The 25,883-nt window shown below is 66.7% G+C and carries 28 protein-coding genes and 1 other RNA gene; 16 read left to right on the top strand and 13 right to left on the bottom strand.

Annotated features, from left to right (window positions below; all coding sequences use genetic code 11):
• Window positions 1-91: 91 nt before the first annotated feature.
• The 6 genes from ssrS to V3B30_RS18490 all read left to right on the top strand — a co-directional run bounded on the left by ssrS (window position 92) and on the right by V3B30_RS18490 (window position 3,556).
• A non-coding RNA gene (ssrS, locus tag V3B30_RS18515) (6S RNA) lies at window positions 92-277 on the top strand.
• A gap of 83 nt (window positions 278-360) precedes the next feature.
• A complete protein-coding gene (locus tag V3B30_RS18510; RefSeq protein ID WP_262083743.1) occupies window positions 361-954 on the top strand; it encodes a 5-formyltetrahydrofolate cyclo-ligase in 594 nt (197 codons plus the stop codon).
• Complete coding sequence (locus tag V3B30_RS18505; RefSeq protein ID WP_100473809.1) at window positions 951-1,430, top strand: EVE domain-containing protein; 480 nt, start codon at window positions 951-953, stop codon at window positions 1,428-1,430. The genes V3B30_RS18510 and V3B30_RS18505 overlap by 4 nt, the downstream gene beginning before the upstream one ends.
• A gap of 22 nt (window positions 1,431-1,452) precedes the next feature.
• Window positions 1,453-2,100 (top strand): ribose-5-phosphate isomerase RpiA, encoded by a 648-nt coding sequence (gene rpiA / locus V3B30_RS18500; protein WP_262083742.1) that lies wholly within the window; start codon window positions 1,453-1,455, stop codon window positions 2,098-2,100.
• Window positions 2,101-2,121: 21 nt separating this feature from the next.
• Entirely contained in the window at window positions 2,122-2,565 is a 444-nt protein-coding gene (locus V3B30_RS18495; protein WP_262083741.1) for a DUF192 domain-containing protein, read from the top strand.
• Between the two features lie 145 nt (window positions 2,566-2,710).
• Window positions 2,711-3,556 carry a SirB1 family protein gene (locus V3B30_RS18490; protein WP_100473812.1) on the top strand — a complete coding sequence of 282 codons (846 nt, stop codon included), beginning with the start codon at window positions 2,711-2,713 and terminating at the stop codon, window positions 3,554-3,556.
• Between the two features lie 59 nt (window positions 3,557-3,615).
• Here the strand turns inward: V3B30_RS18490 and V3B30_RS18485 are convergent, their stop codons facing one another.
• Window positions 3,616-3,840, bottom strand: coding sequence for a rubredoxin (locus V3B30_RS18485; RefSeq protein WP_006467103.1), 225 nt, complete (start codon window positions 3,838-3,840; stop codon window positions 3,616-3,618).
• A 34-nt stretch (window positions 3,841-3,874) separates the two neighbouring features.
• On the opposite strand from V3B30_RS18485, the gene thiE reads away from it, so the two are divergent.
• Together thiE and hemL are read left to right on the top strand one after the other, a co-directional pair.
• Window positions 3,875-4,501 carry a thiamine phosphate synthase gene (thiE, locus tag V3B30_RS18480; protein WP_262083740.1) on the top strand — a complete coding sequence of 209 codons (627 nt, stop codon included), beginning with the start codon at window positions 3,875-3,877 and terminating at the stop codon, window positions 4,499-4,501.
• 16 nt (window positions 4,502-4,517) lie between these two features.
• Window positions 4,518-5,807, top strand: a complete 1,290-nt coding sequence (gene hemL, locus V3B30_RS18475; protein WP_262083739.1) for a glutamate-1-semialdehyde 2,1-aminomutase — start codon at window positions 4,518-4,520, stop codon at window positions 5,805-5,807.
• Window positions 5,808-5,895: 88 nt separating this feature from the next.
• On the opposite strand, the gene azu is transcribed toward hemL, so the two are convergent.
• Complete coding sequence (gene azu / locus V3B30_RS18470) at window positions 5,896-6,345, bottom strand: azurin (protein WP_262083738.1); 450 nt, start codon at window positions 6,343-6,345, stop codon at window positions 5,896-5,898.
• A gap of 123 nt (window positions 6,346-6,468) precedes the next feature.
• Here azu and V3B30_RS18465 point away from each other — a divergent pair, with 123 nt between their 5' ends.
• Window positions 6,469-7,071 (top strand): HAD-IA family hydrolase, encoded by a 603-nt coding sequence (locus V3B30_RS18465; RefSeq protein ID WP_262083737.1) that lies wholly within the window; start codon window positions 6,469-6,471, stop codon window positions 7,069-7,071.
• Between the two features lie 53 nt (window positions 7,072-7,124).
• Here V3B30_RS18465 and V3B30_RS18460 read toward each other — a convergent pair whose 3' ends face one another.
• Window positions 7,125-8,351, bottom strand: a complete 1,227-nt coding sequence (locus tag V3B30_RS18460) for an acetylornithine transaminase (RefSeq protein WP_049440495.1) — start codon at window positions 8,349-8,351, stop codon at window positions 7,125-7,127.
• Window positions 8,352-8,414: 63 nt separating this feature from the next.
• Between V3B30_RS18460 and V3B30_RS18455 the strand changes: the two genes are divergently transcribed.
• Window positions 8,415-9,287: an ion transporter gene (locus V3B30_RS18455; RefSeq protein ID WP_049439908.1), complete on the top strand. Its 873-nt coding sequence runs from the start codon at window positions 8,415-8,417 to the stop codon at window positions 9,285-9,287.
• Window positions 9,288-9,349: 62 nt separating this feature from the next.
• Here the strand turns inward: V3B30_RS18455 and V3B30_RS18450 are convergent, their stop codons facing one another.
• From V3B30_RS18450 to V3B30_RS18440, 3 genes are all read right to left on the bottom strand, one after another.
• The gene (locus tag V3B30_RS18450; protein ID WP_262083736.1) at window positions 9,350-10,291 is read right to left on the bottom strand and encodes a YiiG family protein; all 942 of its coding nucleotides are present in this window, start codon (window positions 10,289-10,291) and stop codon (window positions 9,350-9,352) included.
• 155 nt (window positions 10,292-10,446) lie between these two features.
• Window positions 10,447-11,439: a YiiG family protein gene (locus tag V3B30_RS18445; protein WP_262083735.1), complete on the bottom strand. Its 993-nt coding sequence runs from the start codon at window positions 11,437-11,439 to the stop codon at window positions 10,447-10,449.
• A gap of 93 nt (window positions 11,440-11,532) precedes the next feature.
• A complete protein-coding gene (locus tag V3B30_RS18440) occupies window positions 11,533-12,351 on the bottom strand; it encodes an NAD(P)-dependent oxidoreductase (protein ID WP_262083734.1) in 819 nt (272 codons plus the stop codon).
• A gap of 108 nt (window positions 12,352-12,459) precedes the next feature.
• Between V3B30_RS18440 and V3B30_RS18435 the strand changes: the two genes are divergently transcribed.
• Entirely contained in the window at window positions 12,460-13,143 is a 684-nt protein-coding gene (locus tag V3B30_RS18435; RefSeq protein WP_100473820.1) for a hypothetical protein, read from the top strand.
• Window positions 13,144-13,336: 193 nt separating this feature from the next.
• On the opposite strand, the gene V3B30_RS18430 is transcribed toward V3B30_RS18435, so the two are convergent.
• The 3 genes from V3B30_RS18430 to V3B30_RS18420 all read right to left on the bottom strand — a co-directional run bounded on the left by V3B30_RS18430 (window position 13,337) and on the right by V3B30_RS18420 (window position 15,037).
• Window positions 13,337-13,696 carry a hypothetical protein gene (locus V3B30_RS18430; protein ID WP_262083733.1) on the bottom strand — a complete coding sequence of 120 codons (360 nt, stop codon included), beginning with the start codon at window positions 13,694-13,696 and terminating at the stop codon, window positions 13,337-13,339.
• Between the two features lie 175 nt (window positions 13,697-13,871).
• Window positions 13,872-14,378, bottom strand: a complete 507-nt coding sequence (locus V3B30_RS18425; protein WP_262083732.1) for a DUF2867 domain-containing protein — start codon at window positions 14,376-14,378, stop codon at window positions 13,872-13,874.
• Window positions 14,375-15,037, bottom strand: a complete 663-nt coding sequence (locus V3B30_RS18420; RefSeq protein WP_100473823.1) for a serine/threonine-protein kinase — start codon at window positions 15,035-15,037, stop codon at window positions 14,375-14,377. The genes V3B30_RS18425 and V3B30_RS18420 overlap by 4 nt, the downstream gene beginning before the upstream one ends.
• A gap of 85 nt (window positions 15,038-15,122) precedes the next feature.
• Here V3B30_RS18420 and V3B30_RS18415 point away from each other — a divergent pair, with 85 nt between their 5' ends.
• Complete coding sequence (locus V3B30_RS18415; protein ID WP_262083731.1) at window positions 15,123-17,120, top strand: bifunctional DedA family/phosphatase PAP2 family protein; 1,998 nt, start codon at window positions 15,123-15,125, stop codon at window positions 17,118-17,120.
• A 166-nt stretch (window positions 17,121-17,286) separates the two neighbouring features.
• On the opposite strand, the gene V3B30_RS18410 is transcribed toward V3B30_RS18415, so the two are convergent.
• From V3B30_RS18410 to V3B30_RS18400, 3 genes are all read right to left on the bottom strand, one after another.
• Window positions 17,287-17,865 (bottom strand): LON peptidase substrate-binding domain-containing protein, encoded by a 579-nt coding sequence (locus tag V3B30_RS18410; protein ID WP_100473825.1) that lies wholly within the window; start codon window positions 17,863-17,865, stop codon window positions 17,287-17,289.
• A complete protein-coding gene (gene mpl / locus V3B30_RS18405; RefSeq protein WP_262083730.1) occupies window positions 17,862-19,226 on the bottom strand; it encodes a UDP-N-acetylmuramate:L-alanyl-gamma-D-glutamyl-meso-diaminopimelate ligase in 1,365 nt (454 codons plus the stop codon). The genes V3B30_RS18410 and mpl overlap by 4 nt, the downstream gene beginning before the upstream one ends.
• Before the next feature lie 329 nt (window positions 19,227-19,555).
• Complete coding sequence (locus V3B30_RS18400; RefSeq protein WP_100473827.1) at window positions 19,556-20,119, bottom strand: adenylate kinase; 564 nt, start codon at window positions 20,117-20,119, stop codon at window positions 19,556-19,558.
• A gap of 136 nt (window positions 20,120-20,255) precedes the next feature.
• On the opposite strand from V3B30_RS18400, the gene V3B30_RS18395 reads away from it, so the two are divergent.
• The 3 genes from V3B30_RS18395 to V3B30_RS18385 all read left to right on the top strand — a co-directional run bounded on the left by V3B30_RS18395 (window position 20,256) and on the right by V3B30_RS18385 (window position 22,984).
• Window positions 20,256-21,512, top strand: coding sequence for a 6-phosphofructokinase (locus tag V3B30_RS18395; protein ID WP_100473828.1), 1,257 nt, complete (start codon window positions 20,256-20,258; stop codon window positions 21,510-21,512).
• 167 nt (window positions 21,513-21,679) lie between these two features.
• Window positions 21,680-22,474 carry a hypothetical protein gene (locus V3B30_RS18390; protein ID WP_019338785.1) on the top strand — a complete coding sequence of 265 codons (795 nt, stop codon included), beginning with the start codon at window positions 21,680-21,682 and terminating at the stop codon, window positions 22,472-22,474.
• A gap of 120 nt (window positions 22,475-22,594) precedes the next feature.
• Complete coding sequence (locus tag V3B30_RS18385) at window positions 22,595-22,984, top strand: DUF488 family protein (protein WP_262083729.1); 390 nt, start codon at window positions 22,595-22,597, stop codon at window positions 22,982-22,984.
• Between the two features lie 56 nt (window positions 22,985-23,040).
• Here V3B30_RS18385 and V3B30_RS18380 read toward each other — a convergent pair whose 3' ends face one another.
• The gene (locus V3B30_RS18380) at window positions 23,041-23,544 is read right to left on the bottom strand and encodes a hypothetical protein (RefSeq protein WP_100473829.1); all 504 of its coding nucleotides are present in this window, start codon (window positions 23,542-23,544) and stop codon (window positions 23,041-23,043) included.
• Window positions 23,545-23,826: 282 nt separating this feature from the next.
• Here V3B30_RS18380 and V3B30_RS18375 point away from each other — a divergent pair, with 282 nt between their 5' ends.
• Window positions 23,827-25,854: a sodium-translocating pyrophosphatase gene (locus V3B30_RS18375; protein WP_262083728.1), complete on the top strand. Its 2,028-nt coding sequence runs from the start codon at window positions 23,827-23,829 to the stop codon at window positions 25,852-25,854.
• The last annotated feature ends 29 nt before the right edge of the window (window positions 25,855-25,883 follow it).

The following is a 25,883-nucleotide window of genomic DNA, read 5'->3' as shown; positions in this document are numbered from 1 at the left end:
CTCCGTCCCCTTTTTCGCGTATCTGAATTGGCACGGACTGTTGCCGACGAACGGCCTATCCAGATCCTGCACGCTGGCTATAATGGTCACGCGTTCTCTGCGGTACTCGACGGCATGTGCAAACATTCGCCTTGTCCCTTAAGAACGACACCGGGAGCGCGACAGCGCCGGGAGTGCAGGTCCGCCTTGTAGCGGGAAGCCCGATGGTTCTCCAGCGTTCCCACTTGAGCCCCCGGGTTCAAGGTCGTTTCGCATGCATCGACATTGCGGAGAATGCAATATTCCAGCAAGGGCGGCGTCTTCGGGCGTCGCCCTTGTTCTTTCCGGCACAATGGCGGCTGATCCTTGCCGCACGCTGCCATGACCGACCCGCGCCAGGCCCTGCGCCACGACCTGCGGCAACGCCGCCGCGACCTTTCCGCCGGTGAGCGCATTGCCGCCGCCGAATCGCTTGCCGAGTCTCTGCTCGCCCTGCCGTTCGCCCCGCGCGAAGGCGCCGTGGCCGGCTACTGGGCGCTGGATGGCGAAATCGCCCTGCACCGCTGGCAGCTGCAATTGCCCGAGGGACTCACCTACTGCCTGCCGGTGCTGGCCGGCGACGTGCTGCGCTTCGCGCCGTGGCGGCCCGGGCAGCCGCTGACCAGCAACCGCTATGGCATTCCCGAGCCGGACGTGGCCATGGAGGACACCCTGGAACCGGCGCAGATGGCGCTGGTGGTGGCCCCGCTGGTGGGCTTCGACACGCAGTGCCGGCGGCTGGGCATGGGGGGCGGCTGGTATGATCGCAGCTTCGCCTTCCGCCACGACCGGCCGGCGCCGCCCTGGCTGGTCGGTGCAGCGTTCGCGGTGCAGCAGGTCGAGTCCTTGCCGGTGGCGTCGTGGGACGTGCCGGTGGATGCGATCTGCACTGAAGAAGGCACCCTGTTCCCCTCCGCTGCCCCTGTGAACGCATGACCGCCCGCAAGCGCTACTGGCTGATGAAGTCCGAACCGGACGCCTTCTCCATCGATGACCTGGCCAAGGTCAAGGTCGAACCCTGGAACGGGGTGCGCAACTACCAGGCGCGCAATTTCATGCGCGATGGCATGCAGGTGGGCGACGGCATCCTGTTCTACCACTCCAATACCAAGGTCCCCGGCATCGTGGGGCTGGCCACGGTGGCCAGCACGGCCTACCCGGACGACACCCAGTTCGACCCGACATCCGATTACCACGACCCCAAGAGCACGCGCGAGAACCCGCGCTGGATGCTGGTGGACGTGGCCTTCGACCGCAAGCTCAAGCAGGTGATCGCGCTGGACGAGATCAAGCTGCACGCCGACGAACTCGGCGAAGGCTTCCCGCTGGTTGCCAAGGGCAACCGCCTGTCGGTGTTCCCGGTGACCGCCGCGCAGTGGAAGCTGCTGCTGTCGCTGGAAAAGAAATCCTGATCCCCTGCCTGAGAGTTCTCCCATGTCCGAAGCCAAGCGCCTGGCCGCCGAGAAAGCCATCGAGTACGTTGAAGACGGCATGATCGTCGGTGTCGGCACCGGTTCCACCGTGGCCTATTTCATCGATGCCCTTGCCCGCATCCAGCACCGCATCAAGGGGGCCGTGTCCAGCTCCGAACAGAGCACCGCGCGCCTGAAGCAGCACGGCATCGAGGTGATCGAGCTGAACCACAGCGGCAACCTGTCGCTGTACGTCGACGGCGCCGATGAGTGCGACGCCAACAAGTGCCTGATCAAGGGCGGCGGCGCCGCGCTCACCCGCGAGAAGATCATCGCCGAGGCCAGCGAGCGCTTCATCTGCATCATCGACCCGAGCAAGCAGGTGCCGGTGCTGGGCAGGTTCCCGCTGCCGGTGGAAGTGATCCCGATGGCGCGCAGCCTGGTCGCCCGCCAGATCCGCGACATGACCGGCGGCCAGCCGGCCTGGCGCGAAGGCGTGATCACCGACAACGGCAACCAGATCCTGGACATCCACAACCTGCAGATCACCGATCCGGAAAAGCTGGAGCGCGAGCTGAATCAGCTGCCGGGCGTGGTCTGCGTCGGCCTGTTCGCGCGCCGCCGCGCCGATGTGGTGATCGTCGGCGGCGAACCGCCGGTCGTGCTCTGACCCTTTCGAAGGATCCTGACGATGTCGCTGTTGCGTTCGCTGCTGATGCTTCCGCTGCTGGCCCTGGCCGGTTGTGCCACCGATGCGGCCCGCCACTGGGTCGAGCTGGATGGTGCCCGCTACCAGGTCGAGCTGGCCACCAACGATGAAACCCGCGCGCGCGGACTGATGTTCCGCGACCAGATGTCGGCCGACCACGGCATGCTGTTCATCCACGACCGCGAAGAAATGCAGGCGTACTGGATGAAGAACACCAGGATCGCGCTGGACATCCTGTACTTCGACAGCCAGCGCAAGCTGGTCAGCCAGCAGCGCGACGTACCGCCGTGCTCGGCCGGCGACATGTGCCCGCCCTACCCCAGCGGCGGCCCGGCACGCTACGTGCTGGAGCTCAACGCCGGCCAGGCCGAGAAGCTCAAGCTGAAGGATGGCACGGAGCTGAAGCTCGGACCGGGCATCGAGTAACAAGGGTTCTGCCAGCGGTAATGCCGGCCGCTTGCCGGCAATCCTGCCGGGGTCAGATCCCTTTCGCACGCGAAAGGGATCTGACCCCTGAATTTTTCACGCGGCACCGCTTGAAACCGCCTGCGAATGACGCCAGTCTGTGGCCATGCAGGACCGGATCACACTCCCCGACTGGGATGCACTGGCCGACCTCGAAGACGAGGCGCTGCCACTGCTGCCGACCGCGCTGCTGATCGCGCGCGATGAATACCCCGATCTGCAGCCGTCGACCTACGACGCACTGATCCAGAGCCATGTCGACCACCTCCGCTCGGAAGTGGACAGCATCGACAACAGCCCGCTGAAGATGGCGGCGATCAACCGCCACCTGTTCGACGAGCTGGGCTACAGCGGCGACCATGACGAGTACTACGACCCGCGCAACAGCTACCTCAACCAGGTCTTCGAGCGCCGCCTGGGCAACCCGATCTCGCTGGCACTGGTGCAGATGGAAGTCGCGCGCCGGCTGGGCATTCCGCTCGACGGCGTGTCCTTTCCCGGCCACTTCCTGGTGCGCCTGCCGGTAGACGACGGCGTGCTGGTGATGGACCCGTTCAACGGTGGCCGCCCGCTGGACGTGGACGAACTGCGCGAACGCGCCAAGTCACATCTGGGTGGGCAAATGCCGGACGACCAGGTACTGGCGCAGATCCTGGACCCGGCGCCGGCGCGTGCGATCCTGATGCGCATGCTGCGCAACCTGCATGGCGTGTACGCCGAAGCCGGCGAATGGGACCGTGCCGCGCGCAGTGCCGACCGCCTGCTGAAGCTGGCCCCGGAGCAGGACGACGCGCTGCGCGACCGCGGACTGGCCTACCTGCAGCTGGAATACCTGGCCGGTGCCCGCCACGACCTGGGGCAGTACCTGAAGCGCAACCCGGAAGCCAGCGATGCGCAGTGGCTGCGCGAGAAGCTGATCGACCTCGGCGGACCGGTGCCGCGGTTGCATTGAAGGTGTCAGTGTGTGGATCAACGGTCCACACCCACCGGAGGGGCCCGGTGGCCCACCCGTCAATCGACCTCGACCATCTCGAAATCGGCCTTGGTCACGCCACAGTCCGGGCAGGTCCAGGTCTCGGGAATGTCCTCCCAGCGCGTCCCCGGCGCGATGCCCTCCTCCGGCAGGCCGTCCGCTTCGCTGTAAAGGAAGCCGCAGACCACGCACATCCAGGTGCGCAAGGTGGTGGGGGTGGCATCGCTCATCGGATAATCAGGGCTGGATTCACGGGCCGCCATTGTCCCATCGCGGTCCACTCACCGGTAGCCATCGATGACTTCTGCTTCCCCGGCGCCCCGCGGCGTCTACCTGATCACCCCGGACGAGCCCGATACCGCGCGCCTGCTGGCCCGTACCGCGCCGCTGCTGGCTGCGGGCGCCACCTGGCTGCAGTACCGCAACAAGACCGCCAGTGACGCGCTGCGGCGGGAGCAGGCCACCGCCCTGCAGGCGCTGTGCGTGGAACACGGCGTGCCGCTGATCGTCAACGACGACCCGGCGCTGGCCAAGGCAGTCGGCGCCGCCGGCGTGCACCTGGGCGGCACCGACGGTGACATCCCCAGCGCGCGCGCCCTGCTCGGCCCCGAAGCCATCATCGGCGCTTCCTGCTACGACCAGCTGGCCAATGCCGAGCAGGCCGTGGCCGCCGGTGCCAGCTACGTGGCCTTCGGCGCCTTCTTCCCGACCACCACCAAGATCACCAGCAGCCGCGCCCATACCGACCTGCTGCGGCAAAGCGCCGCACTGGGCGTGCCGCGGGTGGCGATCGGCGGCCTGACGCCGGACAATGTCGGTCCCATCATCGACGCTGGCGCCGATCTGGTCGCCGTGGTCAGCAGCGTGTTCGCCGCCGAAGACCCGGTTGCGGTCCAGCGCGCCTACCTCGCCCAGTTCGCGTAATGCCCAGGAAATCCGCATGAACCACGACCAGTCCCACGCCCTGTTCTCCCGCGCCCAGCAGCTGCTGCCGGGCGGCGTCAATTCGCCGGTACGCGCGTTCAAGTCGGTCGGTGGTGAACCGTTCTTCGTCGAGCGCGCCGACGGCGCCTACCTGTACGACGTCGATGGCAACCGCTACATCGACTACGTCGGTTCCTGGGGCCCGATGATCGTCGGCCACAACCATCCGGCCGTGCGCCAGGCGGTGAAGAAGGCGATCGACAACGGCCTGTCGTTCGGTGCGCCGTGCGCGGCCGAAGTCACCATGGCCGAGACCATCACCCGCCTGGTGCCGTCGTGCGAGATGGTGCGCATGGTCAACTCCGGCACCGAAGCCACGCTGTCGGCGATCCGGCTGGCGCGTGGTGCGACCGGCCGCAACCGCATCGTGAAGTTCGAAGGCTGCTACCACGGCCATGGCGACTCGTTCCTGGTCAAGGCCGGCAGTGGCATGCTGACCCTGGGCGTGCCGACCTCGCCGGGCGTCCCTGCCGGCCTGAGCGAACTGACCCTGACCCTGCCCTACAACGACTTCGAAGCGGCCACGGCGCTGTTCGAACAGCAGGGTGACGACATCGCCGGCCTGATCATCGAACCGGTGGTCGGCAACGCCAACTGCATCCCGCCGCGCGAGGGTTACCTGCAGCACCTGCGCGAACTGTGCACGAAGCACGGCGCGCTGCTGATCTTCGACGAGGTGATGACCGGCTTCCGCGTCGCCCTCGGCGGTGCGCAGGCGCACTACGGCATCACCCCGGACCTGACCACCTTCGGCAAGATCATCGGCGGCGGCATGCCGGTGGGTGCCTACGGCGGCCGCCGCGAGCTGATGCAGCAGATCGCCCCGGCCGGCCCGATCTACCAGGCCGGCACGCTGAGCGGCAACCCGGTGGCGATGGCTGCTGGCCTGGCGATGCTGGAACTGATCCAGCAGCCGGGCTTCCACGCCGACCTGGCCGAGCGCACCGCGCGCCTGTGTGCCGGCCTGGAAGCGGCCGCCGCCGAAGCCGGCGTGGCAGTGACCACCACCCGCGTGGGTGCGATGTTTGGCCTGTTCTTCACCAGCGAGAAGGTGGAGACCTATGCGCAGGCCACATCCTGTGACATCCCGGCGTTCAACCGCTTCTTCCACGCGATGCTGGAACAGGGCGTGTTCCTTGCGCCGTCGGCATACGAGGCCGGGTTCCTCTCCAGCGCCCACGATGATGCCGTGATCGAGGCCACCTTGGCCGCTGCACGCGTGGCATTCAAGACCGCCAAGGGCTGAGCCCGCTCTGCACGAAAAAGGGGACGGAGGGGATCAAGTCGTTTGTGCACAAACGACTTGATCCCCTCCGTCCCCTTTTTCCATCCACTCAACCAAAGACGAATTTGCCCTTCATCATCGCGAAGTGGCCGGGGAACGAGCAGAAGAAGGTGTAGTCACCGCCCTTCTGCAGGCCCTGGGTAGAGAAGCGCACGCGCGTGGTCTCGCCGCCGCCGATCACCTTGGTGTGGGCCAGCACACGCTTGTCAGCCTTCGGCAGGTAACTGTCGGCCAGGGTCATGCGCATGCCTGCCATCGCCACCGGCTGGTAATCAGCGGCGCGGGTCAGCACCCAGTTGTGGCCCATCGCGGTGGCGGCGAGCTTGCCGGTGTGGCGCAGGGTCAGGTCCACGGCGGTGCAATCAGCGGCGACCTTGATCTCGCGACTGCTGAAGCTCATCTGGTCGGTGCTGTCGATGCTCACCGCACACACCCGCGCCATCGCCGACGGCGCCAGCACCAGCGCACCCAGCCCCACTGCCACCATCCAAGCCTTCATCATTGCGTCTCCTGCGGATTCAAACGTCATTCTAGGCAGGCCCCCGCGTCCCCGTCTGCGACCGTCTGTCGCATGCCAACTCCAGGCTTTCCCGCGCACTCACTGCAGTGGCATGCTCGGGCGATGCGGATCGATCTGTTGCTGCTGGATGTAGATGGCGTCCTGGTGCAATACCAGCGCGCGCAGCGCGTGCTGCACCTGGCACAGGCACTGCAGGTTCCGACGCCGGCCGTGCAGGCCGCGCTGTATGACAGCGGGCTGGAAGCTGCGCATGACAATGGCACGCTGGACGGTCCGGCCTACCTGGCACGGCTGGGGGCGCTGCTGGGCAGAACCGTTGATGTGACGACATGGACCGCCGCGCGCCAGGCCGCCAGCCACCCGCAGTTTGCCGTGCTGCAGCGGCTGCAGGCCCTGCAGCTGCCAATGGCAGTACTGACCAACAACGGCGCGCTGATGGTGCAGGCGTTGCCCAGCCTGTTGCCGGATCTGTTTCCTGCCTTGCAGGGCCGCGTGTTCTGCAGCGCGGATTTTGGCCTGCGCAAGCCTGCGCCAGCAGTGTTTCTGCGCACGCTGGAAGCGCTGGGCGTGGCGCCTGCGCGAACGCTGTTCGTCGATGACCTGTTCGCCAATGTGCGTGGCGCGCGCGCTGCCGGCCTGCACGCGGAAACCGTGCGCGATGGCCGTGGGTTGGGCAAGGTGTTGAAGCGTTACGCCGTGAACTGATCGGGGCCAGAGCCCTCTCCGCAGGAGAGGGATCCGATCCCAGCGCCGGGGCTTCAGCGCGCTGCGATGAACGCTGCAATCGCAGCGCGAAGGCGCTTCAGCCCTTCGGCCACTTCTTCGTCGGTGATGTTCAGCGACGGCACGAAGCGCAGCACGTCCGGGCCGGCCTGCAGGGTCAGCAGGCCCTGCTCGGCGGCATGATCGAGGATCGCACCGGCCTGGCCGGCGAAGTCCTTGCTGAGCACCGCGCCCAGCATCAGGCCGCGGCCACGCACATCGCTGAACACACCGAACTCGTCGTTGATGCGGGCGAAGCCATCGCGCAGCGCCTTCGACTGGCGGCTGACGTTGGCGGCGATCTCCGCCGAGGCCAGCTTGCGCAGCGCCACGCGGGCCACCGCGGCAGCCAGCGGGTTGCCACCGAAGGTGGTGCCATGCGCGCCGAACTGCATGGTTTCGGCCACCTTCGGGCCAGCCAGCATCGCACCGATAGGGAAGCCGCCGCCCAGCGCCTTGGCCAGGGTGACCATGTCCGGCACCACATCGTCCTGCCAGTGCGCGAACAACGTGCCGGTACGGCCCATGCCGGCCTGGATCTCGTCCAGCACCAGCAGTGCGTTGTGCTGGTCGCACAGCTCGCGCACGCGCTTGAGGAAGCCAGACTTGGCCGGCATCACGCCGCCCTCTCCCTGGATCGGCTCCAGCATCACCGCCGCCACGTCGCCGGCGGCCATCGCGGTTTCCAGCTGGACCTCATCGTTGAAATCGATGTAGCGGAAGCCGCCGGGCAGCGGCTCGTAGCCTTCCTGGTACTTCGGCTGGGCAGTGGCGGTCACCGCGCCCAGGGTGCGGCCGTGGAAACTGCCACGGAAGGTGATGATCACCCGCTTGTCGGCCGGGCGGCCCTGGCTGGAGGCCCACTTGCGGACCATCTTGATCGCCACTTCGTTGGCTTCGGCGCCGGAGTTGCACAGGAACACGCGCTCGGCGAAGCGGCTGGCCTTCACCAGCTCCTCGGCCAGGTGCAGCGGCGGCGCGCTGTAGAACACGTTGCTGGTGTGCCAGAGCTTGCCGGCCTGCTCGACCAGTGCGGCCACCAGGTCCGGATCATTGTGGCCCAGGCCGCACACGGCGATGCCGGCGGCCAGGTCGATGAACTCACGGCCCTGGCTGTCCCACACGCGGGCGCCCTGGCCTCGCTCCAGTACCACCTGGCGGGGCTTGTAGACCGGCAGGTAATAGTGCGACAGGGAGATCAGCGGATCGGTAGCGGCGGTCATGGCAGTCGGCAGGGTTCAGGAACACCCATTCTCGCGCCGGAACCCCTGCGGCACAATGCGCCCATGCGACCGTTCTCCGCCCCCCAGCTGAACCCCGCCACCGAGACCGGCTGGCGCCGTCGGTGGTTCGACATCATCTACCGCCACGACTCGCGGCCCTCGCGCAATTTCGACCTGATCCTGGTGGTGGCGATCGTCGCCAGCATCCTGGTGGTGATGATCGACAGCGTGCAGCACCTGCATGCCGAGTGGTCCACCGGCCTGTACATCCTGGAATGGGGCTTCACGATCATCTTCACCGCCGAGTACCTGCTGCGGCTGGCGGTGGTCAAGCGACCGCTGCGTTACGCGGTGAGCATCTGGGGCATCATCGACCTGCTGTCGATCCTGCCCGCCTACCTGTCGATGTTCATCCCAGGCGCGCAGAGCCTGCTGGTGGTGCGCGCACTGCGCATCCTGCGCGTGTTCCGCATCCTCAAGCTGACCCGCTACATCGAGGAAAGCGGCGTCCTCATGACCTCGCTGTGGCGCAGCCGGCGCAAGGTGCTGGTGTTCCTGTTCACGGTGATCACCATCACCATCATCGCCGGTGCGCTGATGTATGTGATCGAGGGACCGGAGCACGGCTTCACCAACATTCCGGCCAGCATGTACTGGGCGGTGGTGACCATGGCCACGGTCGGCTTCGGCGACATCGTGCCGCAGACCGTGCTCGGTCGCTTTGTCACCTCGGTGCTGATCCTGATCGGCTACAGCATCATCGCCGTGCCCACCGGCATCTACACCGCCGAACTGGCCAGCACCATGCGCGAAGCCGAACTGGCTGCGCGCCGTGACGCGCGCGGGTGCCCGCACTGCGGGCTGGAAGGCCACGAACCCGACGCCCGCCACTGCCGCAGATGCGGCGGTGAACTGCCGGATGCATTCAGCCATTGAGGGTCATGCCGGCCAACGGCCGGCACTACCTCCGGCAGAACCACGCCTCGCGTGGATCCTGCTCAATGCATGCGGTTGCTGGTGGTCACCAGGTCGTTGTAGGCATCCAGAATCGTCGACTGCGCCCCTTCAGGATCGGTGGTGAGCCAGCTGCCCGATGCCTTGCGCTCGGCCGCCAGCGCATCGGCGGTCATCGGCTTGCCCTGTTCCAGGCGCTCGACTCCGCGCCCGGCGGTACGCACCAGCTTGTCGGCCGAACGCTGCACATGGCCCCACATCGGGTCATCCTTGCCGACACCGCTGTTCTGGATGTCCGTCACCAGCGCCTGATAGTCGGCCAGCTGGCCGCGCAACGCCGCAACGTCCGGCGCGTCGCTCTGGAACGCCATCGCCAGCTGCTTGCCGTCACCGACAAGGCGCAGGTGGTAATAGGCCAGCGAGCGGCCTTCGCGTTCCTCGATCTGCTTCAGCTGCGCGGCGCGACGATCGTTCTCGTTCTTTTCCAGCGCCGCATCCATCGCTTCGCTGGCCTTGAAGAACTCGGCATAGGCCTGCATCAGCGGGGCATGCTGGCTGCGCATTCCTTCACCACCATCGCGGCGAAAGTCTTCGCGGGTGAAGTAGCCATCTGCGCGCTCGACCAAGGTGTTCAGTGCCTGGAACGCCTGCTGGTACTGCCGCGCGGGCGCATCCAGCGGCGTCGCGGGGCTCTTTGCCAGCGCATCGGTCAGCGGCTGGCCGCAGTACTCGACGCGGTGCGACAGCACCTTGCCGGGGGAGCGCGGCTGCGCTTCCTTGCCGGTTGGACCTGCCTTGGGATCCTTCATCCAGCCCGTGTAGGTCTGGAAACCTTCGTGGATGGGCTGTTCGACGCCGTTGTAGCACTCGATGTAGGCGTTGATCTTTTCCAACCCGGGATCGGCGACAGCCAGGCCCGCCGGGTTGTTGCAGCCGGCCAGCGCGCCGAGCAGGAGAACAGGAAGCAGGCGTGTGGATGCGTTCAAATCAGTTCCTTGCACCAGTGAAAACTGCAGGCATCTTCATGCATGGCGCGGGCGCGCGCTCCAGCACCTCGGGAAGGTGCTGGCATTCGGGGCTGCGGGACGCGTCATGTCGCAATCATCCTGCTCGATCGCGACAAAAATAACGTTGAGCTTCGCTACTGGCGGTTGCTCTGGAAAACCAGCGAGTTGTATTCCTGCATCAGCTTGTTGGCGGAGCCACGCGGCGCCATCGAGGGCGAATCCAGCATGCGTCGTTCGAAATCGCTGTAAGGCTTTTTCTCGCTGACGCGCTGCAGCCGCTCCTTGCCTTCGCGACGGAAGTTCTCGGCTTCGCGCTCGAAGCTGTTCCAGTCCAGCTTGCCCGGCTCCTGATCGGCCACCTTGGCATGCGCCTCGTCGGAAATACGGTTGAAGGCGTCGAGGCGTTCACGGGCTTGGGCCGGATCAAAGTCGTCCTCGCTCATCAGCTCCACGATGGCCTTGGCTTCCAGCATCATCGCCAGACGGTAGTACTCGCGCGTGCGCCCCTCGGCCTGTTCCAGTGCCTTGAGCTGCTCGCGCTGGGCAGCGTCGTTCTGGCGCTCCAGCTCGGCATTGAACGTTTCGCTGGCAGCCACGAAGTCCTTGAAGGCGGCCATCAAGGGCGCGTGCAGCTGCTTGCCCCTGGCAAACTGGTCGTCTTCGTAGTCCTGGCGATCATAGTAGTCGTGCGCCTCCTTGCTGACCGGCACCAGCGCCTTCAGCGCCTGCTGATAATGGCTGGCAGCAGCATCGAGTTCGGCCAGCGCCGGCTTGGCAGCCATCGCCTCGGTCACCGGGCCATCGCACTGCTTCATGTCGTAATCGCTGATCTCGAACGGACCGTACACCTGGGTCTCGCGCCCGGTCGGGCCGGCCTCGACGTCCTTGATCCAGCGCGTGTAGGACTGGAGGCTGTCGTGCGTCTTCGAATCAAGCGTGTTGAAGCAGCCGATGTAGGCGTTGAGCTTGGCGGTCAACTGCTGCTGTGTGTCGGACGGGGCCGTGCTGGCGTCCGGCGTGCCGGAAGCAGCGGCGCCAACCGCAGCCGCGGGGGCCTTGCCACCGCAGGCAGTCAGGATCAACGACAGCGAAGCGGCCAGCGCCGCGACGGAAAGCGTACGTGACATGCGTTCACATCCCTGTTGGAAACGATTACAGCCACGCATTCTAGCGCAGCAGGCCGGGGGGCGCAGCCCTCGGCCTCTTCCCGCGACGCGCGGTCAATCCAGGAACAGATCCGGCAACAACGGACGCGACGGATCCACCGCGTAGCCCGAAAGATCGGTGATACCGGCCTGCGCCAGCACTTCATCGTCGATCAGGAACTGGCCGTGGAAGCCGGCCGCTTCGCGCACCAGCACCGCATGCGCGGCGTCGGCCATGATCTGCGGCGTACGGCAGCCAGCCGCATCCACGCCCGGAATCATGTTGATCGCATCAGTGGCGATGACGGTGCGCGGCCACAGCGCGTTCACCGCCACCCCCTGCGGACCGAACTCCGCGGACAGGCCGAGCGTGACGAAGCTCATGCCCATCTTCGCCAGCGTGTAGCCGGTATGCGCGCCCCACCACTTCGGCTCAAGGCTCGGCGGCGGTGCCAGGGTGAGGATGTGCGGGTTCGGCGCCTGCAGCAGATACGGCAGGCAGGCCTGCGCACACAGGAAACTGCCGCGCGAGTTGACCTGCTGCATCAGGTCGAAACGCTTCATCGGCGTATCCAGCGTGCCACGCAGCCAGATCGCACTGGCGTTGTTGATCAGGATGTCGATGCCACCGAAGGTGTCGACCGTGGCCGCAACTGCGGCCTGTACCTGCTCCTCCTCGCGGATGTCGCACTTCAGCGCCAGCCCTTGGCCCCCGGCCGCCGTAACGGCCTCGGCCGCGGTGTGGATGGTGCCCGGCAGCTTCGGGTTCGGCACCGACGACTTGGCCGCGATGGCCACGTTGGCGCCGTCGCGCGCAGCGCGCAGTGCGATGGCCAGGCCGATGCCACGCGAGGCACCGGTGATGAAAAGGGTTTTGCCCTGCAGACTGCCCACGTTCCACACTCCAGCGTATGCAATGAGCCGCTAGTATGCCGCGCCGACGCGGAGTTCACCCGGCCTTGACGATACTCGGGCCTCCAGTCAACGCACGAGGTCCACGCCATGCGCCGTTCCCGCCTGTTGCTGCCTGCCCTGGGGCTTGCCCTGCTGACCGCCTGCCAGGGCCGTTCGCCGGAACCGGGCAAGGAGCCACCTGCCGGTGACACGCCCAGCGCAGAGAAGGCCGCCGCCGACGGCAAGCTGCGCTGGAGCGAGGCCGTGGTGTGGGATGGCGACCTCAACGCCTGCCGCCAGGGCGAGAATGCGGCCACCCGCGAGTGCCTGCGCGATGCGATGCGCGCCGGTGGCGCCAGCGCCGATGCCATTGCTGCCGCCGAGCAGTTGTCCACCGGCGGTGAGCTGGCCTATGTGACGGCCTGGCACGAGAACGAAGGCCTGGGCATTGCCACGGTCGAGTATCCGTTCCGCGCCAACACCAACGAAGGCACCCGCCTGGTCGACGCCAGCGGCAAGCGCATCGATGTGGATGCCGTGCAATTGGACGACACCCTGCGTGCCGACCCCGCCGTGCAGGAACTGCTGAAGGCCAACCCGCAGGCCACGCCGTTCGCCCCGGCGCAGTCGGCCGGGGCCACGCCACTGGAGAACGGTGGCATCCGCGTGATGTATCGCACGCCACTGCGCGACTGCCACGCCTGCCCGGATGTGGGCCAGCTGCAGATCGCCTACGACTTCGATGCCAAGCGCAACTTCATCGGCCAGCAGGTGGTGCCGGCGACGCCGTAAGGTTACCGGCGTCTGTAGAGCCGAGCCATGCTCGGCTCATTGAATGCAGCCGAGCATGGCTCGGCTCCACATCATCGCCACTAGCAAGACCCTTCACTCGAATTCGCAAGAATCGTCCGCGACGTCCACCGGCTCTTCGAGGCCGGCCATCCGCACATCGTGCTTGTTTCCACCAGAACCCTTCATTGCCACCTCAGGCATAGCAGACCAAGCTGTCAATTCGAGGAGATATCAGCTCGGCACCGTCCCAGCGGATGATTTCCAGCTCCAGCAGACGGTCGTTTGCGTCCGCATGAAGAATCGGCGTGAGTTCAGCACCATCTGCGTCCTGCATCTGCAGCTCGACGGGATACGCGTGCTGGCCTTGGTACGGAGGACGCTCATATCCGGAAATGACGAATCCCACCCGAGCTCCACCAAGACCCATTTCCACGGCCGCTGCGAGAGCAAGGTCGGCGTGAAGCTGCGAGGCAGAGGCCTCAGGCAGATGAGATGCCACAGCCTCGATCAACTGCCTTTCAAAGCAGGAAACAGCACGCGTCGGATTGCTCATCGCATCGTTGATCTCAGGGTTGCTCCCGTACCGACTCACCGCGCCCCCCGGCCCTGCTTACATCGCGTTGGACTGGTGCTGGAGTGCCGCATGCAGAATCCACGTTTCAGTGACACTTGGCAATGACCGACGAGCATGTAATGGATCGCAAACTGCATCCACGCATGGCGTGGATCTACCGGTACCCCTGCACCTGCTTCCTCAGCAGATGCGGCACGATCAGCCGATGCACGGGTGCAACCGGCAGCATGTACACGCGCCCGAACGCGTTGTGCGTATGCACCACCGTCGCCACCTCCAGCACGGCGCCCTGCCACTGCAGGGCCAGCTGCACACGCAGGTGGCGATCGTCGTCTTCCAGCACGATCGCATCGTCAGTCAGCGACTGCAGGGTGAAGATGCCCAGCCGCTGCCCGGGTTGAGGATCCGCAACATCCTGCACCGCGCGCAACGAGCCCAGGTGCTTCATGCCGAGCAGGCGCATGCCGTGGTTGCGCAGCGCCATCAATCCGTCGAACCAGCCGGGAATGGTCGCGGCCATATCGCGATAGGCCTGCAAGGCCGAGCGTCCATCACGATGGGTCGTTGCCTGGCAGGCATGCACGAAGTCGGCGCCGGCCAGCTGTGGGCGCAGGACACTGCCCGCGCTCGGCGGGCCGGCCACCACCTGCGCAGTGCTCACGGCTTCGGCCCCTGCCCCTCGTTGTCTTCCCAATGCAGGATGCGGCGGGTGACGAAGCGGTAGACCGGCTTGCCGGTGGCGAACCACAGTTCGCGCACCCACGAGGTGCGCTTGAGCACCCGCTTTTCCACCGGGGTGAGCGACTCGCGGCAATACATGCGCTTGTGCTTGAGCAGATGGCGCAGGTCCTCGCGGGCCAGCAGGCGCATCCAGCGCGAGCGCGGGTTGCCGATCACCGCCAGCTGGAAGTCGATCAATGCCGGGCGGCCATCGTCGGTGACCAGCCAGTTGGCTTCCTTGGCCAGATCGTTGTGGGCCACGCCATTGCGATGCAGCTGCTGCAGCAGGCGACGCGCGGCGCGGAACCAGGCCAGGTCACCGCGTGGCGGACGCTGGTACATGGCATCGCCGGCCATGAAGCTGCGGTCGAGATGACGGCCATCCCACGCCAGCAGCTGCGGCACATCGGCCATGCCGTGGATGTGGCGCAGCGCGCGCGCTTCGCGGCGGGCCAGCCACCAGGCCGGCAGCCGCAGCCACAGCGGCGTGGCGCCCAGGTCACGGCGTACGAAGGGACCGGCAGGCCCGTCCACAAGGAGGATCCGACCGAAGCTGTCGGCCTTCAGGGCGTGCGAGGGCGTGTCTGGCGAATGCGGCATGTGCCCATTCTAGGCGATGGCGCCGGTTGCAAACGGTCACGAAGCGGCTGGGAACCAGTCACCTTCACGCCCCTATAATCGGGCAATGGACTCTTCATGGATCGACGCCACCCTTGCGTGGATTGCCGCTCACCCCGTGCTGGCGGGTGCCGTTATCTTCCTCATCGCCTTCTGCGATGCGGTGATCATTCTCGGTGCCATCGTGCCGGCCCTGCCGCTGCTTTTCGCGGTGGGCGTGTTCATCGGCCTGGGCCAGATCTCCGGGCCGTATGCGGTGGCGGCGGCGGCGCTGGGTGCGTTCGCCGGTGATGGCATCAGCTACTGGATCGGCCGCCGCTGGGGCGACCGCCTGCGTGGCGTGTGGCCGTTCAGCCGCTACCCGCAGCTGCTCGACCGCGGCGAGAACCTGTTCCGCCGCAATGCCTTCAAGAGCATCCTGATCGCACGCTACGTGGGCGCTATCCGCCCGTTCGTGCCGGCCATCGCCGGCATGATGAAGATGCCCGCCAGCCGCTATGTGCAGGCCAGCGGCATCGCCAGCATTTCCTGGGCGGTGCTGTTCCTGGCACCGGGCTGGATTCTCGGCGAGGCCTACGACGCGGTGGCTGCGGTGGCCGGGCGACTGGTGGTGGTGGTCGGCCTGCTGGCGGTGATCCTCGGCCTGGTCTGGGCCATCGTGCTGTACGGCTACCGCTGGTCGGCCGCACGCATGGACAACTGGCTGGCACGCCTGCTGGACTGGTCCAACCGCCACCCCACGCTGGGCCGTTATACCGTCGGTGTGCTGGACCCGAAGCGGCGCGAGTCGGTGCCGCTGGCGATGCTGGCGCTGATGCTGCTGGTGCTGGGCTGGGGCTGGTTCGCGCTGCTGACCGTGGTGGTCGCGCACGGCGAGCCACTGGCCATCGACCTGCTGGTGCACCAGGCCATGCTGGCGCTGCGCAACCCGCTGGCCGATTACCCGATGGCCGCGCTGGCTTCGCTGGGCGCCTGGCAGGTATTGCTGCCGGCCACTGCGGCGGCGATGGGCTACCTGGTCTGGCGCCGGCGCTGGATGGCGGCCGCGCACTGGCTGGCCGCGCTTGCGTTCGGCCTGGCGTTGACCATGCTGCTCGGCGCCACGGTGGATGTGGTGCGCCCGATCGATGCCAGCAGTGGCTTCGGCTTCCCGTCGGTGTCGGTGACCATGGCCACCATCACCTTCGGCTTCTTCGCGGTGCTGATCGCCCGTGAAATGCCCGGCCGCACCCGCGTCTGGCCGTACCTGGTGTCGGGCATCGTGGTGAGCCTGATCGGCTTCGCGCGCCTGTACCTGGGCGCGCATTGGCTGAGCGATGTGATCGGCGGCATGCTGTTCGGCACGTTCTGGCTGCTGGTGCTGGGCATCGCCTACCGCCGCCGCTTCAACCGCTCGTTCTGGGTGAAGCCGGTGGCGTGGCTGTTCTACGGCGTCTTCGCCGTCGCTGCGATGTGGTACGCACCGCGCCATATTCCGGTGAAGCTGGAACGCTTCGAGCCGACCCTGCCGGCACCGCAGGCGATGGAAATGCAGGCCTGGTGGCAGCACGACTGGGCGACGCTGCCAGCGCGCCGCAACGAGTTCGACGACGACCAGCGCTGGCCGTTGGACGTGCAGGTGGCCGGCCCGCTGGCGCCGCTGCAGGCGCAGCTGGAAGCACGCGGCTGGAAGCGGCAGGAACAGGCCGGCTGGCAGGAAGCGCTGCTGATGCTGGACAAGAACACCGGCGCCGAGGAATTACCGGTGCTGCCGGCCACGCTGGAAACGCGCGTGGAAGCGCTGCTGATGGTGCGCCAGGGTGCGAAGCCGGATGAGCGCTATGTGCTGCGCCTGTGGCCGGCGCCGGCCCAGCTGCAACCGGGCCACACGCCGCTGTGGCTGGGCAGCGCGCAGACCCTGCGCTACGAGCGCCATTTCGAGTGGATCGGCATGTGGCACCCGCTGCGTGGCGTCGACCCGGCGCTCAATGCAGTGAAGGAAGCCGTGCAGGACTTGCCGCAACGCGAGGCTGTGCACAGCGAAACCGGGTTGCCGGTGCTGCGGTTGAAGACCACCACGCCCTGACTGCAAGCGACGTACTGTGGAGCCAAGCCTACGCTCGGCTGCGATTCGCGCGATCCAACCAGCCGAGCACGGGCTCGGCGATACAGTAGATCCACGCCATGCGTGGATGGCACTCCACGCACGCCCCAGCGTGTGCACCGGGTGCACACCCACCTGAGGCAGTCGGCTACGGCATCCAGCCCAGCAACTGCTGCAGGCGCTGGTGCGGGTCGTCCATCTGCAGCAGCTGCAGGCGCTGCTGCTCGCTCAGCGGCAGCAGCTCGGCCAACCGCCAGCCGACCCAGCTGGCCTGGTCCAGCAACGCCGGGTTGGACGGCGCATAGGCCTCGCCGGCCTGTTCGATGATGTGCCCCAGTACCGTGGCCAGCAGCGCATGCTGTGGCCGAAGTTCGTCGTCAGGATCCTCCTCGCACCAGTGCACGTCGGCCACCACCAGGCCATTGTCACGCACACGGGTGCGCTCGACATGGAAGCGACGGGTACCGCGCAGGCGCAGCTGCAGCACGCCATCGGCGCCGACATCGAAGTCTTCGATGCGTACCTGCACGCCGTAGGCCGCCGGTGTCGCTGGTGCGCCGACTTCCTCGCCATCGAGGATCAGGCAGACACCAAACCCCTCACCACTGCGGCCGCAGTCGCGGACCAGGTCCAGGTAGCGCCGCTCGAATACGCGCAGGCCCACCGCCGCGCCTGGCACCAGCGTGGTGTGCAGCGGAAACAGCGGCAGCGAGCTGTCGACGCTCATCGGGCCTGCAGCGCGGCGAGGAAGCGGCGCGGGGCGCCGTCGAAGCCGCCGTTGGACATGAACACTACGTGGTCGCCGCTGCGCGCACTGGACTGCAACTGCGCGAGCAATGCGTCGGTATCCGGCACCGCGTGGGCTTCACCGCGCACCGCGGCGATCACCGCAGCGGCATCCCAGGCCAGTTCCGGGCGATGCAGGAACACCACTTCATCGGCCAGCGCCAGCGACGGGGCCAGCGCCTGCGCATGTGCGCCCAGCCGCATCGAGTTGCTGCGCGGCTCCATCGCGACCACGATGCGCGCATCGCCGACCTTGGCACGCAGGCCTTCCAGCGTGGTGGCGATCGCGGTCGGGTGATGGGCGAAATCGTCGTAGACGGTGATGCCGCCATGGCCACCGATCACTTCCATGCGGCGCTTGACACTGCGGAATCGCGCCAGCGCCGGAATCACGTCGGCCGGTGCCACGCCCACCGCATGCGCGGCGGCCAGCGCGGCCAGTCCGTTGAGCACGTTGTGGCGGCCCAGCAGCGACCACTGCACATCACCCAGCGCCTGCCCACGATGGTGCACGCGGAAGGCGCTGCCATCGGTGGCCAGCAGTTCGGCATGCCATTCCAGCGACGGATCGAATCCGAAACGTTCGACCGGGGTCCAGCAGCCCATCGCCAGCACTTCGGCCAGGTGCTGATCCTCGCCATTGACGATCAGGCGGCCGCGCGCCGGCACCGTGCGCACCAGGTGGTGGAACTGGCGCTGGATCGCCGCCACGTCCGGGAAGATGTCGGCGTGGTCGTATTCAAGATTGTTGAGAATGGCCACCAGCGGCCGGTAGTGCACGAACTTGCTGCGCTTGTCGAAGAAGGCAGTGTCGTACTCATCGGCCTCGACCACGAACTCGCGGCCCTGGCCCAGGCGCGCGGAAACACCGAAGTCCTCGGCTACGCCGCCGATCAGGAAGCCGGGTGATCGCCCGGCGCTTTCCAGCAGCCAGGTGAGGATGGTGGTGGTGGTGGTCTTGCCATGGGTACCGGCCACGGCCAGCGTGTCGCGCCCCGGAAGCACCTGCTCGGACAACCACTGCGCACCGGAGATGTAGCGCTGGCCGGCGTCGAGCACGGCCTCCACGGCTGCGTTGCCGCGTGAGAGTGCGTTGCCGATCACCACCTCGTCGGTGCCGGCCGGCACGCTGTCGGCGCGGTAGCCCTGGTCCAGGGTGATACCCAGCTGTTCCAGCTGGGTCGACATTGGCGGGTAGATGGCCTGGTCGCTGCCACTGACCGAGTGGCCCAGTTCCCGCGCCAGGGCGGCCACGCCGCCCATGAAGGTGCCGGCGATTGCAAGGATATGTACGCTGCTCATGACCGAGGATTGTGACCGATGACGGCTGTATAGGGCCAATGTCCGATTCCGGGTAAGACAACCCCTACACGGGATGTGAGAAAACTCCAATCAGCTGTCAGGGAATTCCCGATAGCGATGTTCTGTGAACCCGGACACAATTCGAACTGCCAGCCGCAGTACCCGAACCGGTCCTACTCCCCAAGAGGCCATCCCCAAGGGAGCTCATGCTGCGGGGCCCTGAGCAAGCCCTTCGCTGGCGCCTATCAAACGACACAGGCCTGATCCTCGCGGACCAGGCCTGTGTTTTTTTGCGCCCGAAGCGCCGGAAGCGTACCGGCCCTTCCGGATCAGGCCTTGATCGCCGCCAGGATGCGGGCTTCGATCTCGTCCAGCTCACCGACGCCGTCAACGCGGGCCAAGGTGCCACGGCTGGCGTAGAAGTCGACCACCGGGGCGGTCTGGTCGTTGTAGACCTGCAGGCGCTGGCGCACCGCTTCCGGATTGTCATCGGCGCGGCCCTGCTCCTTGGCACGACCGGCGATGCGGTCGACCAGCAGCTCGGTGGCCACGTCCAGCTGCACCACGGCGTCCAGCGGCTGGCCGATCTTGGCCAGCAGGCCGTCCATCGCATTGGCCTGGGCCACATTGCGCGGGTAGCCATCGAGGATGAAGCCCTTGGCGACATCAGCCTGGGTCAGGCGCGACTCCAGCATGCCCAGCAGGATGTCGTCCGACACCAGGTTGCCGGCATCCATCACCGTCTTGGCCTGCTTGCCCAGCTCCGTGCCGGCGGCGATTTCCGCGCGCAGCATGTCACCGGTCGAAATGTGGGCGATCCCCAGCTTTTCCTTCAGGCGCGTCGCCTGTGTCCCCTTGCCCGAACCGGGCGGTCCCAACAGAACCAATCGCATTGACCTGACTCCAACGTGTTGAAAACAAAGAAGGTTCGCGTCCCGGACGGTCCGGTATCGCTGCACCGCAATAGCGCCACTTTACCGCATCCGGGTAATGTCCCTGCAATGTCCCCTCCCCCGAGCAGGTAGAAGCATGCGCAACGGTACTCTCCTTTATGCCCAGTCCGGCGGTGTCACCGCCGTCATCAATGCCACGGCGGCAGCGGTGATCGAGCAGGCCCGGGCCAAGGGCATCAAGGTCCTGGCCGCCCGCAACGGCATCCTTGGCGCCCTGCGCGAAGAGCTGATCGACACCAGCAAGGAGAGCGCCGCAGCCATCCGCGCGCTGGCCCATACCCCGGGCGGCGCCTTCGGCTCGTGCCGGGTCAAGCTGAAATCGCTGGACGCCGACCGTGCCCGCTACGACCGCCTGCTGGAGGTGCTGCGCGCGCATGACGTGCGCTGGTTCCTCTACAACGGTGGCAACGATTCGGCCGATACCGCGCTGAAGGTCTCGCAGCTGGCCAAGGCCTCCGGCTACGACCTGACCTGCATCGGCGTGCCCAAGACCATCGACAACGACCTGGCGGTGACCGACACCTGCCCCGGCTTCGGCTCGGCGGCCAAGTACACCGCCGTCTCGGTGCGCGAGGCGGCGCTGGACGTGGCGGCCATGGCCGAGACCTCCACCCGCGTCTTCATCTACGAGGCGATGGGCCGCCACGCCGGCTGGCTGGCCGCAGCCGCTGGCCTGGCCGGCAACGGCGATGACGAAGCACCGCACATCATCCTGCTGCCGGAGCGCGCCTACGACGAGGCCGCGTTCCTGGCCAAGGTGAAGGCCGTGGTCGAGCGCGTCGGCTACTGCGTGGTGGTGGCGTCGGAAGGTATCGCGACCGCCGATGGCCGCTTCGTCGCCGACGCCGGTGGCGGCAAGGATTCGTTCGGACATTCGCAGCTCGGCGGCGTAGCCGCGCACCTGGCCGGCCGCGTCAAGGATCAGCTGGGCCTGAAAGTGCATTGGGCATTGCCCGACTACCTGCAGCGCTCGGCCCGCCACCTGGCCAGCAGGACCGACTGGGAGCAGGCGCAAGCGGTCGGCAAGGCCGCCGTGCAGCTGGCGCTGAAGGGTCAGAACGGCGTGATGCCGGTGATCGTGCGCAGCAGCGATGCGCCCTACCGCTGGAAGATCGAAGCAGCGCCGCTGTCGAAGATCGCCAACCACGAGAAGAAGATGCCGGCCGGCTTCATCCGCCGCGATGGCTTCGGCATCACCGCCAAGGCGCGTGCCTACCTGTCGCCGTTGATCAAGGGCGAAGCCCCGCTGCCGTATGGCACCGATGGCCTGCCGAAGTACGTCACCCTGAAGAACGTGGCGGTGAAGCAGAAGCTGCCGGCCTTCGAGGGCTGAGGTGCACCCGCGCCCAGTGTGGAGAGCACAGGGCGCATTGCGGCGGCCGCCGAAGCGCCTCACAATCGGGGTCCGGCCCGGGGCAAAGGGGCCGCCGCAAGCCAGATTCGACGCTGCCCGGCCTTCAAGGCCCGGGCCTGTGCTGCCATTTCACAAGGACTGTAACCATGAAGCACCCGATCCTGATCGCCGCGCTGCTGTGCGGTGCTGCCGCGCCGGCCTTCGCTGCGACCTGCGAAAGCAACTTCCAGAAGAAGGGCAATCCCTTCGTCGGCACCACCTTCACTTCATCGGTCACCCACCCGGACCTGACCGTGGCCAGCGCCATCGGCCAGATGCGGGTGATCGCCAAAAACGCCAACATGGACGTCCTCAGCGAGGACGTGGAAGGTGGCTCGATGCTGATCGAAGAGCCTGAATCCATGGCCCACAAGCCGATTCCGATGATCATCAGTGCCACCTCCGAAGGCGGCCAGGGCACCGTCGGCATGGTGGTGAAGGTCAACAAGGGCGCCATTGCCTCGGCCGACGGCGTGCGCGAAGAAATGTGCAAGCTGCTCAACCAGATCAAGCCGGGCAAGGCTGGCGAACAGGCGGCCAAGGCGACTCCGCAGGCGTCGGTGGTAACGATTGCCGCCGACCGTTTCGGCTTCCAGCTGCGCAACCAGAACAAGGACAACCCTGCCGCAGTCGAGCCGCGCTACAAGGGCAAGACCTACGCCATTACCGGCCGCATCACCACCGTCCTGCGCAGTGGCGGCACCTACAACACCAGCTTCGACCTGCCCAGCGATGGCAGCATCGACTTTGAACGCGTGGCCATTTCCTGCTCGTTCGCAGCCAACCAGGCCGCGTATGCGCTGGCCCTGCGTCCGCGCGAGAAGGTGACGCTGACCGGCGTGGTCGACAGCTACGACCAGATTGGTCGTGTGTTGTGGCTGAAGGACTGCCGCGGCAATTGATCGCTGCCGGCATGGGGAAAGGCCCGGGTGCGCAAGCGCCCGGGCCTTTTCGTTTCCACAACGGTTCACGCCTGGCGCACGTGCGTCGCAGCATGATGGATGCCCCGCCTGGAGATCACCATGGCACTGCGTGTTGTTCGACTGGGTACGCCGCGCCACCCCAGCGAAGGGCTGCGTATCGGCACCGTTCGGCGCCCGCCGCGCGGCGTACCACGCAGCGAATTCGCCAGACAGGACTGGTACGACGTCTGGTTCCCGACCCTGTCACCCAGCGCGGAACTGGTGAAGCAGGCGCACGAAGCGAAAACCGCGGCCGACTGGAATGTATTCTTCCGCCACTACAAGGCCGAGATGAAGGCGCCGGATGCGGCCCACGCGCTGGATCTTCTGGCCGCGATGTCACAGCACAGCGACATCAGCGTGGGCTGTTACTGCGAGAATGAAGCGCGCTGCCACCGCACGGCGCTGCGCGAGCTGCTGGTGGCGCGCGGGGCGACGCTGGCGGAGTGACGATTACAGGGTTGCCGGCCAGCGGCCGGCACGACCGAGTACCGTGCCGGATGGCCTCAATTGCAGGCCTTGCCTTCCATCTGCAGCTGCGCGGCGAACATCGTCACCTGCGGAATCTGACCGGCCGCAGCCAGCTTCTTCGCTTCTTCCAGGTAGATGCGCGACTGGCCCTGCCCATCCAGCTCGACCTTGTTGCTCGATGGCAGGCGCCACACCCGCACCACGGCCTGCTGCGCCGGGCACGCGGCATTGGGCACGCGGATTACATCGTTGAGCTTCCAGCCCTTGTCGGCACTCGGCTGTGCCTTGGTGTAATCGACGAAACGCGCGCGCGGCTGGCACTGCTCGCTGGTACGCACGGCGGAGAAGCGGTACGGCGCAGCGGCGTCGCCGGTGAACGCACCTTCCAGGCGCGCGCAGGCCTCGGGGATCTGGCGCAGGGTATGCACCGCGCCCACCGCCTGGGGGGCACCCACGGCGCGCTGCAGCTCCGGGGTTTCCGCGGCGAGTGCCGGCATGGCCGGGACCAGGGCGGCAAGCATCAACAGGGACAGGCGCATGGGGGATCTCCTTCAGGACTCCGCGCAGGCTTGCAGAGGCTGGCTTAACGGGGTGCAAAGGCGCATCCATCGAGCAGCCTCTGCGCTCGCCGGGCATGGCCCGGCGCTACCATCCGGGCGCAGGTGCACGCATACTGCGGGCACCAGGGAATGCTGAACACCGCCATACGTCGGACGACCACCAAGGTCGGTACGGGTTGGTTCCAGGCTGCAGCCCGTCGTCCCCCTCGTGGTGCCGTTCATCGCCACTGGATGCCTACATCCATTCTGCGGAGGGGTCTAATGCTGGAACGTCACGGGCTGTCACTGGCGCTGGGTTGCGCCATTCTCGCGATCCTGTTCGGAATCGTCTCGGCGCGCTGGATCCTGCGCCAACCCACCGGCAATGAACGCATGATCGCGATCGCCACCGCGATCCAGGAAGGTGCGCGTGCCTATCTCAACCGCCAGTACCTGACCATCGGCATCGCCGGCGTGGTGTTGTTCGTGCTGGTCGGCATCTTCCTCAGCTGGTACACCGCGATTGGATTCGTGGTCGGTGCGGTGCTGTCCGGCGCCGCCGGCTATATCGGCATGAACGTCTCGGTGCGCGCCAATGTGCGCACCGCGGAGGCGGCACGCCACGGCATCAGCGCGGCGATGGATGTCGCCTTCCGCGGCGGCGCGATCACCGGCATGCTGGTGGTCGGGCTGGGCCTGCTGGGCGTGGCCGGCTATTACGCACTGCTGCTGCGCATGGGCCTGCCGATGGAGCAGGCGCTGCACGCCCTGGTCGGGCTGGCGTTCGGCTCCTCGCTGATCTCGATCTTCGCGCGGCTGGGCGGCGGCATCTTCACCAAGGGTGCCGACGTCGGTGCCGATCTGGTCGGCAAGGTCGAAGCCGGCATCCCCGAGGACGACCCGCGCAACCCGGCGGTGATCGCCGACAACGTCGGTGACAACGTGGGCGACTGCGCCGGCATGGCCGCCGACCTGTTCGAGACCTATGCGGTGACCGTGATCGCCACCATGCTGCTGGGCAGCCTGATGCTGGCCGAGGCTGGTGCCAATGCGGTGCTGTATCCGCTGGTGCTGGGCGGCGTATCGATCATCGCATCGATCATCGGTGCGTTGTTCGTCAAGGTGAAGCCAGGCGGCTCGATCATGGGTGCGCTGTACAAGGGCGTGATCGTCTCCGGCGTGCTGGCCGCGATTGCGTTCTACCCGATCACCACCGGGTTGATGAGTGACAACGCACATGGGCCGATGGCGCTGTATGGCTGCGCGTTGATCGGGCTGGTGCTGACCGGCCTGATCGTGTGGATCACCGAGTACTACACCGGCACCCAGTACAGGCCGGTGCAGCACGTGGCCCAGGCTTCAACCACCGGCCACGGCACCAACATCATCGCCGGCCTCGGCATTTCGATGAAGTCCACCGCGCTGCCGGTGGTGGCGGTGTGTGCCGCGATCTGGGGCGCATTCGCGCTGGGGGGCCTGTACGGCATCGCCATCGCCGCCACCGCGATGCTGTCGATGGCCGGCATGATCGTCGCCCTCGACGCCTACGGTCCGATCACCGACAACGCCGGTGGCATCGCCGAAATGGCCGAGCTGCCCTCGGAGATCCGCGACATCACCGATCCGCTGGATGCAGTGGGCAACACCACCAAGGCGGTGACCAAGGGTTACGCGATCGGCTCGGCGGCGCTGGCGGCACTGGTGCTGTTCGCCGACTACACGCACAACCTGCAGGCAGCACATCCCGGGCAGGAATTCCGTTTCGACCTCAGCGACCACACGGTGATCATCGGCCTGCTGATCGGCGGCCTGATTCCCTACCTGTTCGGTGCGATGGCGATGGAAGCGGTCGGCCGCGCCGCCGGTGCGGTGGTGGAAGAAGTACGCCGCCAGTTCCGCGAGATCCCCGGCATCATGCAGGGCACCGGCAAGCCGCAGTACGACAGGGCAGTGGACATGCTGACCCGCTCGGCGATCCGCGAAATGATCGTGCCGTCATTGCTGCCGGTGGCAGTGCCGGTGGTGGTCGGCCTTCTGCTGGGGCCGCGCGCGCTCGGAGGCCTGCTGATCGGCACGATCGTGACCGGCCTGTTCGTGGCCATTTCGATGACCACCGGCGGCGGTGCCTGGGACAACGCCAAGAAGTACATCGAGGATGGGCACTTCGGCGGCAAGGGCAGCGAGGCGCACAAGGCGGCGGTGACCGGCGATACCGTCGGTGACCCGTACAAGGACACCGCCGGTCCGGCGATCAACCCGCTGATCAAGATCATCAATATCGTGGCGCTGCTGCTGGTGCCGTTGCTGTAGATTCGCGCCATGCGTGGATGGCGGGCTTG

Origin of the sequence: Stenotrophomonas sp. SMYL41 (assembly GCF_036319965.1) — a bacterium.
In the GTDB taxonomy this organism is placed as follows: Bacteria; Pseudomonadota; Gammaproteobacteria; order Xanthomonadales; family Xanthomonadaceae; genus Stenotrophomonas; species Stenotrophomonas maltophilia_R.
The sequence above is the reverse complement of the archived record's forward strand: the minus strand, read 5'-3'. Positions and strand labels throughout refer to the sequence as shown.